Here is an 11,455-nt window from a genome sequence, read left to right as displayed (position 1 = left end):
TTCACCGTGTGGTACTGGATCTTCAAATACCTGCTGATCGGACCGGTGCTACGCATCTTCGGGCGCCCCACGATCGACGGTGCACACCACATCCCGGCGTCGGGTCCGGTGATTCTGGCGAGCAATCACCTCACCGTCGTCGACTCGTTCTTCCTCGTCCTGATGGTGCGCAGGCGCATCACGTTCGTGGCGAAGAGCGAGTACTTCACCGAAGGCGGCGCGAAGGGCCGAGCGAAACGCTGGTTCTTCACAGCGGCCGGCCAGGTGCCGATCGACCGGTCCGGGGCCTCCGCGGCGGAATCCGCGCTGAACACCGCGCGGAAGATCCTGGACGACGGCAAGGTCTGGGGAATCTACCCCGAGGGCACCCGGTCGCCCGACGGCCGACTCCACAAGGGCAAGACCGGAATCGCCCGGGTCGCGCTCGCGACGGACGCCCCGGTCGTGCCTGTTGCCATGCACGGCACCCGGCAGGTCAACCCCGTCGGATCGCGGATGTGGCGGTTCGGCAAGGTGACGGTGACCGTCGGCGAACCGCTCGATTTCACCCGATTCGCCGAGCTACGCGACAACCGGCACATCGTCCGGGCCGCGACGGACGAGCTGATGCACGCCCTCATGACACTGTCGGGCCAGGAGTACGTGGACGACTACGCGCTCAGGCGTCCGGCGTAGCGACGGCGCGCGTCACGAGATCGGCGACGAGCCGCTCCGTGTCGACCCCCTCGAGCACGCCGGGTAGCGTCAGGTGCTCGACGATGAGCGCATTCATCGCGAGGTAGAGCATCAGCACGGTGCTGCGATCACCGGGCAGTCCCGAGTCGAGGTGAAAACCGATGTCGCGCTTCAGATTCTCGGAGATCGTGCGCGTCAGCGTGGTCCGCAACTCGGGACGCCGGACCGCTTCGAGACGCAATTCCTGCAACGCGAGATAGCCCGTGCGGTCACGGGTGATCCTGCCGAACAGCCCCTGCATGTACTCGATCGCGAGCTCGAGATTCTGCGGCTTGCGCCCGCTTTCTTCGACGACCGAGGGGTCGGGACCCAGCCGCTCGTGAATCCGCTTGCCGACCTGGTCGAACAGGTCGTCGCGGCTGGGGAAGTAGTTGGACGCGGTCCCCTTGGGGACGTTCGCCTCGACGTCGACGGCGCGGAAGGTGAGGCCGCGCGCACCCTCGCGCGCAAGCACTTCGATCGCGGCGTTCACGAGAGCCGCACGTCGTTCCGGATTCTGCGCCATCGACACTCCTCGGCAAAGGACTTGCAACCACTGCAGCCATAGTACTACAAATGGAGTGGTTACCGATCACGGGAGGACTCACATGCGAAAGCTCGTCTACTACGCCGCCGCCACCATCGACGGATTCATCGCCGGCGCCGACGGCTCGGACCCCACCGGCACCATCTTCGAGATCGACGGCGATCACATGCCCGTGATGATCGCCGAGTACCCCGAGACGGTCCCCACCCACATGCGGGCACCGCTGGGAATCGATGCCCCCAACAAACATTTCGACACACTGCTCATGGGCCGCGCCAGTTACCAGCCCGGCCTCGACCTCGGCGTGACCAGCCCGTACGCGCACCTGCGGCAGTATGTCTTCTCGACCACGATCACCGAGTCGCCCGACCCGGACGTCGAGATCGTCTCGGGCGATCCGATCGAGAAGGTGCGCGAACTCAAGCGGGAGGACGGCAAGGACATCTGGCTGTGCGGCGGCGGCAAGCTCGCCGCCGCAGTGCAGCCCGAGATCGACGAGCTCCGGATCAAGCTCAATCCCGTGGCGATCGGCACCGGCATTCCGCTGTTCGACGGCGAATTCGGCCCTCAGCGGTTCCGGCTGGCCGCGAGCCGCGCCTTCGAGAGCGGGATGATTTTCCTGACGTACGTCCGCCGATAACCGAAGTCACACCCGCCACTCGCGGCAACACGGGCACCTGACGCATGTATTGATTCAATACGTCAGTAATGTTCGAGGCATGCGCGAACGCCGATACTCGTCCACCAGCCCCGAACGCCTGGCCGCGGCCCTGTTCGACGTCGCGGCCGAGTCGGGTCTCGAGGGCGCCAGCGTGCGCGAGGTCGCCAAGAGGGCGGGTGTGTCCATCGGAGCCGTGCAGCACCACTTCTCCACGAAGGACGAGATGTTCGCGTTCGCCCTGCGGACCCTCGTCGACAAACTCCTCGCCCGACTGTCGGAGGTCGAGCGCGGCGGGGATCCCGCCCGGGCCCTGTTCGCCGCGATGTCCCAGTTGCTGCCACTCGACGAGGCGCGGTCGCGGGAGGCGCACGTCATGGCGGCATTCGCCGTCCGGGCCGCGACCTCCCCCTCGCTCGCCGAGATCCGGCGCAAGACCCTGTTCACCATCCGCACCGGACTGTCCGCCGTGCTCATCGGGATCGGCACCCCCGAGGCGGAAACCCGTGCGGCGCTTCTCCTCGCCACCGTCGACGGCCTCGCGCTCGATGCGATCGGCAGTCCGGCGCTGTACCCGCCCGAGTACCTCGAGCACGCCCTCGACATTCAGATCGGCATGATTCTGCAGGGCGCCGACGTCGTGCCGTCGTCGTCGATCGAACTGGCCAGCTGACCCCTCGGCCGATGTCACATCCGTCTCGTCAGAGTGAACCGCTGTCACATCGGGCGGGGGGCGCGGGACGGTTCGCGCCCAGCCCGTCCGGCGACCTGCACCTCGGCAACCTGCGGACTGCCGTGCTGGCGTGGCTGTTCGCCCGGTCCACCGGCCGGCGGTTCCTCCTGCGCGTCGAAGACCTCGACCGCGTCCGCGAGGGCGCCCGGGACCGGCAGCTGGCCGACCTCGCCGACCTCGGCCTCGACTGGGACGGCGACGTCGTGTCGCAGTCGCAGCGACTGTCGCGGTACGACGCTGCCATCGCCGAACTCCACGCCGCCGGCCTCACGTACGAGTGCTTCTGCACGAGAAGAGAAATCCTGAAAGCCGCGTCGGCGCCGCACGCGCCGCAGGGCGCGTACCCGGGGACCTGCCGCAACCTGACACCGGACGAATGCGCAGACCGGCTCGCCGGCGGACGACCACCCGCGCTGCGACTGCGCGCCGGCGTCACGTCGTTCACCATCGACGACGTCCTGCACGGCAGCTATTCCGGCATGGTGGACGATCTCGTGCTGCGTCGCGGCGACGGGACACCCGCCTACAACCTCGCGGTGGTCGTCGACGACGCCGCCCAGGGAATCGATCAGGTGGTGCGCGGCGACGACCTGCTCTCGTCCGCGCCCCGCCAGGCCTACCTCGCGGGGCTGCTCGGGTTGACCGCCCCCACCTACGCGCACGTCGCCCTCGCGCTCAACGAGGACGGCAAACGGCTCGCGAAGCGCGACGGCGCCGTCACCCTCGCCGACCAGAAAGCGTTGGGACGCACCGCGAGCGACGTCCTCGGAGTACTGGCGACGTCACTCGGGCTCGCGGAACCGGACGAGGTCGTGGATCTCGGGATACTCCTCGACCGGTTCGACCCGGCCCGCCTGCACCGCGAACCGTGGGTGGTCAGGCTCCCGACGCCGCCGCAATCACCATGATCAGGAAGAACAGGATCCAGCCGATGACGTAGGCGCCGCCGATGGCGATTCCGGCGATCGCGAGTCCGCGGCCCTCCTGCCCGGACTGCTTGATCTGGCCCAGCGCAATGATGCCGAGGATGATGCCGACGATGGAGCCGAGGCCGTAGAAGCATCCGCCGACGATCGACGTGATCAGCGACGCGATCGCGAGACCGTTCGTCCCCAGCGGCCGCTGGTAGGGCGCGCCGTACGGGTTCGGTGCGCCGTACTGCGGGGCGGGACCGCCGTATTGGCCCGGAGCCCCGTACTGGTTGGGGGCGCTGTACTGATTCGGGGCGGCGTACGGGTTGGGCGTCCCGTACTGCTGGTTCGGAGCCCCGTACTGGTCGCCGCCGTACTGATTCTGATTCGGCGCGGCATACGGATTCGGAGAAGTCCCGTACGCGCCCGGCTGCTGATAGTCGGGGTACTTCTCGGTGGGCGCCGAATAGGTGGGATAACCGGATTCGTCGACCCCGTATCCGTCGCGCGGCAAGCCGGGAACCTCACCGTAAGTGGGTGGTGTTTGCCCGTTGTACGGATTCGAATCGTCCGATCCCCCAGAATTAGTCACGATAACCAGCGTAAAGCATCAAAACCGCAGGAGAAGAAGCAGACCAAAGGGAGGCGAGTAAAGGATTGTCCACGTAGTGTTTATTCGCACTGTCACGCGCGAGCATTCAACTCTTGCTGAGGGGATCACATGACGACTGGTGGATACGACCCTAACGACAAACCTGAAGGTGGTGACCAGGGCGGATACCCCCCGCAGGGCAATCCTCCACCGCCGCCCGGTGGTTATCCGCCGCCCCCGGGGAATTACCCTCCGCCGCCGCAGGGACCGCCGCCCGGCGGATATCCGCCACCGCCCCCCGGCGGTAACTACCCGCCCCCGCCCGGCGGAAACTATCCACCGCCGTCCGGCGGAAATTATCCACCGCCCCCCGGTAATTACCCGCCGCCGCAGGGCAATTACCCGCCGCCGCCCCAGGGACCGCCGCCCGGCGGATATCCGCCGCCCCCGCCGATGTCGGATTACGGCACGCCCGGGCAGACGCCGGGGCAGTTCTCCGTGGGCGACGCGATCGGCTACGGCTGGAACAAATTCAAGGACAACGCGCTCATCTGGATCGGCATCCTGCTGATCGCCGCCATCATCCAGGTGGTGCTGAACCTCGTCTTCGGCGGCTTCAGCACGTCGTCCGACATGAGCGCGGCGTTCTCGGTGTGGCGCATCATCGGCACGATCGTCACGACCATCGTCGGCTACCTGATCAATGCGGCTCTCGTGCGGGGCGCGCTGCACGAGGTGGACGGGAACAAGCCGGCGTTCGGTTCGTTCTTCCAGTTCACCAACGTCGCGGCGATCATCATCGCCAGCGTGATCATCGGTGTGGCCGCCACCATCGGTTTCGTCCTGCTCATCATCCCGGGCCTCATCGTCATCTTCCTGACCTGGTGGACGCTGCAGTTCGTCATCGATCAGAACGAGGACGCGATCACCGGCATCAAGTCGAGCTTCCGCGTGATCTCGCAGAACGTCGGCCCGGTGCTGCTGCTGGCCCTCGCTCTCGTCGGCATCAACATCGTCGGTGCACTCCTCTGCGGCGTCGGACTTCTCGTCTCGATCCCGATCACGATCATCGCGTCGACCTACGCGTACCGCGTGCTCACCGGCCGTTACGTCGCGGCCTGACCGCTCGCTCCCACGGGTGAGTGTGCTTCCTGTCCTTCGCGGACGGAAAGTACGCTCACCCGTTTTGCTACTCCCGTCACTCGAGTCACTCCCACCCCGTGCGTAAGGTGCTCAGGCGTCATCCGAGACATTCAGGACTCGAGATTCGAGGGGGAACACATGACTACCGGTGGATTCGATCCAGACCAGGGACAACAGCCGTTCGGCGGGCAGCAGTACGGGCAACCGCACTACAACGGGGCGGGGCAGCAGCAGTTCGGACAGCAGTTCGGCGCACCGCCGCAGTTCGATTCGGCGCAGCAGTTCGGCACCCAGCCGTTCGCGCAGCCGGACTTCGGGTTCGACGCGTCCCGTCCCGGTGAACTTCTTCCCCGCCTCGGCGCACGCGTGATCGACGGCCTGATCGTCGGCATCCCGATGGCCGTGGTCGGCACCGTCCTCGCGCTGGTGCTGGGCAACTTCCTGGGCAGCGTCCTCGGCGCGATCCTCACCGCGGCCGCCGCCGTCGGCTACTTCGTCTTCCTCGAGACGACGAGGGGGCAGACCCTGGGCAAGCAGATCCTGGGTCTGCGCGTCGAGGGCCCGAACGGCGGGTTCCCCACCCAGCAGCAGTCGCTGACCAGGAACGGCTTCTACGTTCTGTCCGCGCTCGGCGGGTTCCCGCTCCTCGGGTTCCTGTTCGGTGTGCTCGGCGTCGTCGCCGCGATCATCATCGGGGTGACGATCAACGGCAGCCCCACCAAGCAGGGCAAGCACGACGAACTGGCCGGCGGCACGCGCGTCGTCCAGGGCTAGCCCGAACCCGTCCTACCGTGCGGGTGAACGTACCTTTCGTCGCGTCAGATCGGACAAAAGGTACGTTCACCCGTTCCTGATTCGCGCACGTCCACCTGCAGGTGCTTGGATTGCGGCGTGACAGCCTCAGATCAGCAGACCAAGCCAGACGACCACGCGACGTTCGCGCACGTCAGCCGGGGGTACTACCCCACGTTCGTTGCCCTCTTCACCGCGACGCTGCTGATCTCGAATATCTGCGCGACGAAGGGCGTCGCATTCTTCGCCGATTCGTCGCTGACCATCGGGCCGCTGCAGATCCTGCCCGTCATCACCGACGGCGGCTTCTTCCTGTTCCCGCTCGCCTACATTCTCGGCGACGTCCTCAGCGAGGTGTACGGGTTCAAGTCGACGCGTCGCGCGATCTACCTGGGCTTCGGCGCCCTGATCCTGGCCGCGTTCTGCTTCTGGCTCCTCATCGAGCTGCCGTCCGCCGACTTCTACGAGAACCAGGAGGCGCTGCGGTCCGTCGTCGGCGTCTACCCGCGACTGCTGCTCGCCGGGCTGGCCGGTTACCTCGTCGGGCAGATGCTGAACTCGGTGACGCTGGTCCTGATCAAGGAGCGCACCAAGGAGAAGCACCTGTGGGCGCGGCTCATCGGGTCCACCATCGTCGGTGAGTTCGCCGACACCCTGATCTTCTGCTCCATCGCCGCAGGCGCGATCGGCATCAGCACGTGGAGCGATTTCGTCAACTACGTCATCGTCGGATTCCTGTGGAAGACCCTCGTCGAGGTACTGGTCATGCCGATCACGTACCGGGTCATCGCCTACGTGAAGAAACGCGAACCCACCTACCAGCTCTGACCCCCACGTGAGTGGGAAAGTGTGCCCGAGGGCGCTTTCCCACTCATGTGCGGTAGAAGCGGCCCAGGGTTTCGGCCTTGAACTCGTCGAAGTAGCCGCCTTCGATGCTGGCGCGGATCTGATCTACCAGCCGGACGGTGAAGCGTTCGTTGTGGATGGTGCACAGCGTGGACGCCAGCATTTCCTTCGCCTTGAACAAATGGTGAATGTAGGCGCTGGTGTAATTCGCGCAGGTGTAGCAATCGCAGTTCTCGTCGATGGGCGTGAAGTCACGACGGAAGCGGCTGGTGTTGATGTTGAACCGGCCGTCCGGGTGGTAGATCGCGGCGTTGCGCGCGACCCGCGACGGATTCACGCAGTCGAACGTGTCGGCGCCGTTCTCGATGGCCACGAAGAAGTCGTCCGGCTCGCTGATGCCGAGCATGTGCCGCGGCTTGTGCTCGGGAAGCTCCTCGTTGCACCACCGGACGATGGTGCCGAGGTTCTGCTTCTCGAGCGCCCCGCCGATGCCGTACCCGTCGAAACCGCGGCCGCTCTCCCCCGTGATCGACTCCAGCCCCCTGCAGGCCTGCCTGCGCAAGTCCTCGTACTGCGCGCCCTGCACGACCCCGAACAGCGCCTGGTACGGGCGATGGGCGCGCTCGGCGGTGAGCTTCTCGTGCTCGACGATGCAGCGCACCGCCCACGCCTGCGTCCGCTCCACCGACTGCTCCTGGTACCCGCGGGTGTTCAGCAGCGTGGTGAGCTCGTCGAACGCGAACATGATGTCGGCGCCGAGCTGGTGCTGGATCTGCATCGACACCTCGGGCGTGAACCGGTGCCGCGACCCGTCCAGGTGCGATTTGAACGTCACACCGTCGTCGTCGACGGTCGCGAGGCGTTCCTTGCCCTTCGCGATGACGTCGTCGGAGCGCACCCCAACGGCTTCCATCGCGAGGACCTTCTTGAACCCGACGCCCAGCGACATGACCTGGAATCCGCCGCTGTCGGTGAACGTCGGGCCGTCCCAGTTCATGAACTTGCCCAGACCGCCGGCCTCGTCGACGATGTCCGGCCCGGGCTGCAGGTACAGGTGGTAGGCGTTGGCGAGCAGCGACTGCGCGCCCAGCTCCTTCATGCTCTCAGGCAGCACCGCCTTGACGGTGGCCTTGGTGCCGACGGCGACGAACGACGGCGTCGCGATGTCGCCGTGCGGGGTGTGAATGGTTCCGGTACGACCCAGCTGCCCGTCGAGTCGGGTACCGACGGTGAAGAACGGATCGGGCGGGGTCGGGACTACGGCATTCACGGGTGTATCCAATCACGGGCGACATTTCCGGCGACACATCACTACTTCGTTCGAAAGTGGGTACAGAGAGTGTGACGATCCCACCCCTTCGACCGGAGGAACCGCCATGAGCGACGAGCAGGCCGGCCATCGGATCGACAGGCGAACGTTTCTCTCGGGTGCAGCGGTCGCCGGCGGGGTGACCGTGATGTCGGGCCTCTTCGACCGTCGGGCGGACGCGTCGGAGAAGCCGCTACACCGTCAGCCCAGCAATTACGTACAGCCCAACATCGTGTTCATCGTCGTCGACGAGATGCGGTTTCCCCAGGTCTTTCCCGCGGGGATCACTACTCCGGACCAGTTTCTGCAGCGGTTCATGCCCAACCTCTACACGCTGTGGGCGCCCGGGGTGAAGTTCACGCAGCACTACACGGCCGGGGTGGCGTGCAGCCCCGGCCGTGCGTGTTTCGTCACCGGGCTGTATCCGCTGCAGAACTGGATGTTGCAGACGCGGACCGGTAATCGGGCCTCCCCCGTCCCGTCGCCCGCGATGGGACGGGACTTTCCGACGTACGGCAAGCTGCTGCGGCAGGCGGGCTACGTCACGCCGTACGTCGGTAAGTGGCATCTGTCGCCGTCCCCTGACGAGGACTCGGGGCTCGCGCCCGGCTACCTCGAGGAGTACGGGTTCGACGGACTGACCATGCCCGACATCATCGGAATGAACGGTGAGGGATTCGAATTCGACGGGCACATCGCCGACCAGGCCGCGGCGTGGTTGTCGACGCGAAAACCCGGGGACGGCCCGTTCTGCCTCACGGCTAGCTTCGTCAATCCCCATGACCAGCAGTTCTTCTGGGCCGGAACGGAAGCGGAACGGTATCAGTCGCTGTACGCGAACAACGTTCCCCCACTCAGCCCCGCCCGGGCCTGGTCGGTGACCACCGGCGAGAGCGACCCTCCGCGGCTGGGTTATCCCTCGGTGCCGCCCAACTGGGAACCCGAGAAGGCACTGCAGTCGAAACCGAGCACCCAGGTGTTCGCTCGGGAGTTCCAGGCCCTGGTGTGGGGCGGCGTCACCGACGACATCCAGAATCTGTCGAACTACTACCTCCAGCCCTACGGTCAGGGCACCGATCCCGACCGGCACATCGCGTTCGCGCCGTACACCTACTGGGAGCGGGCCCTCGACAGTTACACCAACGTGCTGTCGATGGTCGACCACCACATCGGCACGGTGATCAACTCACTGCCGGAGGATGTCGCGGCGAACACCGTCTTCGTCATGACGTCCGATCACGGCGAATACGCCGGCGCGCACGGCTTCGTCGCAGGCAAACTGTCCACCGCCTACGACGAGGCGTTCCACATCCCGCTGATCGTCGCCGACCCGACCGGACGATTCACCGGCGACACCGACACCCCGCGCGGCCAACTCACGTCGAGCGTCGACGTTGCGCCGCTGCTCGCGACGCTCGGGCACGGCAACCGGAACTGGATGTCCGGGGACCTGTTCGCCACGTACGCCGAACGCGCCGACCTCATGCCGCTGCTGCGGAGCAACACCGCGGCCGGTCGCGACCACGTCGTCCTCGCCACCAACGAACACGCACCGCAGGGGGTCAACTGGAACAACTCCCCCGCCCACATCTACGTGCTCCGCACCCCCGAGGCGAAGGTCGCGGTGTATTCGAAGTGGTTGGGGCCCACCGCCTACGTCGACCCGGCGTCGTTCCAGTACGAGTTCTACGACTACGCCACCGAACGCGGTCGGGCGGAACTCGACAACACCTTCGATCACGACCCGCGCGGTCCGGCCATGGCCGCCCAGCTGATGACCCAGTACCTGCCGACTCAGCTCGCCGCGCCGCTACCCCCGGCGTTCGCTCAGCAGGGTGCCGACGCGATGGCCCGGTACCTCGCCTACATCCAGCTGATCAACCGGTACACACCCGGCGAGATCGACCGGGAGGGCATCGACAAGCTGACCGCGTTCGGGGAGGTGTTCTGACGGACATGACCGGGAAAGTCGTTGCCGCCGTATTGGTTCTGCTGCTGTGGTCCGGTGGCACCTCCCTCGCGTCCGCGGCGCCCCCACCGACCGCGCAGTGCGCGTGGCAGTTCATGTCCGACTCGACCGTACTCAACGTCGCCTTCCCCGACGCCAACGCGACATACTGGGTCCTGCCCTACACGTTGGCCCCGGGTGACACCATCGAACTGAGCGGCACCTACCCGGCCGCCCGCTACTTCTCGCTCAACACGTACGGGACGAACTTCGACACCGTCGACACATTGCGCGACAACCAGATCGGACCCGATCCCGGCAGCGGAAACCCGTTCGCCGACGCTACCGCCGGCGCCCTGCCCGCCACGCAGAAGCGCTGGCACGCGACCGTCGTGACCGGTCCGGCCGACCACTCCCGCAACCAGATTCAGGCCCTGCCCGCCGGGGCCGACACGCAGTGGGTACCCGTCGGCTTCCTCATCATCCGGGTGTACGTCCCCGACGACCCGGCATCGCCGACCGGTAGTGTTCCGCTTCCCGGCGTGACGCTGACGTTCGGGGGCCGAACGTCGCCGGTGCCGACCTGCGGAGCCGAATTCGATCCCTCCGCCTACGACGACGGCCCACTCGGACAGGTCGCGGAGGCCGCATTCGACCAGATCATCGCCGGCGCCGCGTCCGGTGCGTTCCCCGGCAACGTGCCCGAGGCGACGTTCGTGAACCCCGCGAGCACGTCGGGCCTGTTCCCCAACGGCGACAACAAATATGTCGGGGCAGGCCTGACGTACCAGCCCGGACGCATCGTCGTCGTACAGGGCCGGGCACCGACATTCCCCGACACCCGTGCCGGCCAGCCCGTCACGGCACCCGGCCGCCAGGTGCGGTACTGGTCGATGTGCCAGAACGATCAGGCGACGCCGTACCCCGTCGTCGCATGCGCCGCCGACTTCCAGACACGCACCGACGGCGACGGCGACTACACGTACGTCGTCGCCGCACCGCAGGACGTCCCCGCCCGCGCCGCGTCCGACCCGGCCGTCACCGTCATCCCCTGGGGCTCCACCGACGTCGCGAAAAAGGTCCTGTTCCTGCGGTACATGCTGCCGTCCGACGCCTTCTACCCACAGTCGGTGCAGGCCTCGCAGAACAATCACACCGACCCGGCCGCCACGATGGGTCCGTACTACCCACGCGCCGCCTACTGCGACACCGCCACCTTCGAAGCCGGGGGAAGCACTGCGTGCCTGTGAGTACTTCTCAAC

Annotated in this window: 12 protein-coding genes; 9 read left to right on the top strand and 3 right to left on the bottom strand. The window is 66.5% G+C overall.

What is annotated here, in order from left to right; genetic code table 11:
• Positions 1–6: 6 nt before the first annotated feature.
• A complete protein-coding gene (locus PSR88_RS21265) occupies positions 7–675 on the top strand; it encodes a lysophospholipid acyltransferase family protein (RefSeq protein WP_011596659.1) in 669 nt (222 codons plus the stop codon).
• Here the strand turns inward: PSR88_RS21265 and PSR88_RS21260 are convergent.
• Entirely contained in the window at positions 659–1,240 is a 582-nt protein-coding gene (locus PSR88_RS21260; protein ID WP_011596658.1) for a TetR/AcrR family transcriptional regulator, read from the bottom strand. The genes PSR88_RS21265 and PSR88_RS21260 overlap by 17 nt on opposite strands.
• An 82-nt stretch (positions 1,241–1,322) precedes the next feature.
• Between PSR88_RS21260 and PSR88_RS21255 the strand changes: the two genes are divergently transcribed.
• From PSR88_RS21255 to gluQRS, 3 genes are all read left to right on the top strand, one after another.
• Positions 1,323–1,901 carry a dihydrofolate reductase family protein gene (locus tag PSR88_RS21255; RefSeq protein ID WP_005248710.1) on the top strand — a complete coding sequence of 193 codons (579 nt, stop codon included), beginning with the start codon at positions 1,323–1,325 and terminating at the stop codon, positions 1,899–1,901.
• Positions 1,902–1,980: 79 nt separating this feature from the next.
• Entirely contained in the window at positions 1,981–2,592 is a 612-nt protein-coding gene (locus PSR88_RS21250) for a TetR/AcrR family transcriptional regulator (RefSeq protein ID WP_011596657.1), read from the top strand.
• 11 nt (positions 2,593–2,603) lie between these two features.
• Positions 2,604–3,560, top strand: a complete 957-nt coding sequence (gene gluQRS, locus PSR88_RS21245) for a tRNA glutamyl-Q(34) synthetase GluQRS (RefSeq protein WP_016884475.1) — start codon at positions 2,604–2,606, stop codon at positions 3,558–3,560.
• Here gluQRS and PSR88_RS21240 read toward each other — a convergent pair.
• The gene (locus PSR88_RS21240) at positions 3,529–4,077 is read right to left on the bottom strand and encodes a DUF4190 domain-containing protein (protein WP_011596655.1); all 549 of its coding nucleotides are present in this window, start codon (positions 4,075–4,077) and stop codon (positions 3,529–3,531) included. The genes gluQRS and PSR88_RS21240 overlap by 32 nt on opposite strands.
• A 531-nt stretch (positions 4,078–4,608) precedes the next feature.
• Here PSR88_RS21240 and PSR88_RS21235 point away from each other — a divergent pair.
• From PSR88_RS21235 to PSR88_RS21225, 3 genes are all read left to right on the top strand, one after another.
• Entirely contained in the window at positions 4,609–5,277 is a 669-nt protein-coding gene (locus PSR88_RS21235) for a hypothetical protein (RefSeq protein WP_016884474.1), read from the top strand.
• 159 nt (positions 5,278–5,436) lie between these two features.
• Positions 5,437–6,072, top strand: a complete 636-nt coding sequence (locus tag PSR88_RS21230) for an RDD family protein (protein ID WP_011596653.1) — start codon at positions 5,437–5,439, stop codon at positions 6,070–6,072.
• A gap of 117 nt (positions 6,073–6,189) precedes the next feature.
• Positions 6,190–6,918: a queuosine precursor transporter gene (locus PSR88_RS21225; protein WP_005248717.1), complete on the top strand. Its 729-nt coding sequence runs from the start codon at positions 6,190–6,192 to the stop codon at positions 6,916–6,918.
• A 43-nt stretch (positions 6,919–6,961) separates the two neighbouring features.
• Here PSR88_RS21225 and tgt read toward each other — a convergent pair whose 3' ends face one another.
• Entirely contained in the window at positions 6,962–8,206 is a 1,245-nt protein-coding gene (tgt, locus tag PSR88_RS21220) for a tRNA guanosine(34) transglycosylase Tgt (protein ID WP_016884473.1), read from the bottom strand.
• Between the two features lie 106 nt (positions 8,207–8,312).
• Here tgt and PSR88_RS21215 point away from each other — a divergent pair, with 106 nt between their 5' ends.
• A complete protein-coding gene (locus PSR88_RS21215; RefSeq protein WP_016884472.1) occupies positions 8,313–10,196 on the top strand; it encodes a sulfatase-like hydrolase/transferase in 1,884 nt (627 codons plus the stop codon).
• Positions 10,197–10,201: 5 nt separating this feature from the next.
• Complete coding sequence (locus PSR88_RS21210; RefSeq protein WP_016884471.1) at positions 10,202–11,443, top strand: hypothetical protein; 1,242 nt, start codon at positions 10,202–10,204, stop codon at positions 11,441–11,443.
• Positions 11,444–11,455 lie beyond the last annotated feature (12 nt).

Origin of the sequence: Rhodococcus sp. DK176 (assembly GCF_038447315.2) — a bacterium.
Classification (GTDB): Bacteria; Actinomycetota; Actinomycetes; order Mycobacteriales; family Mycobacteriaceae; genus Rhodococcus_F; species Rhodococcus_F jostii_A.
The sequence above is the reverse complement of the archived record's forward strand: the minus strand, read 5'-3'. Positions and strand labels throughout refer to the sequence as shown.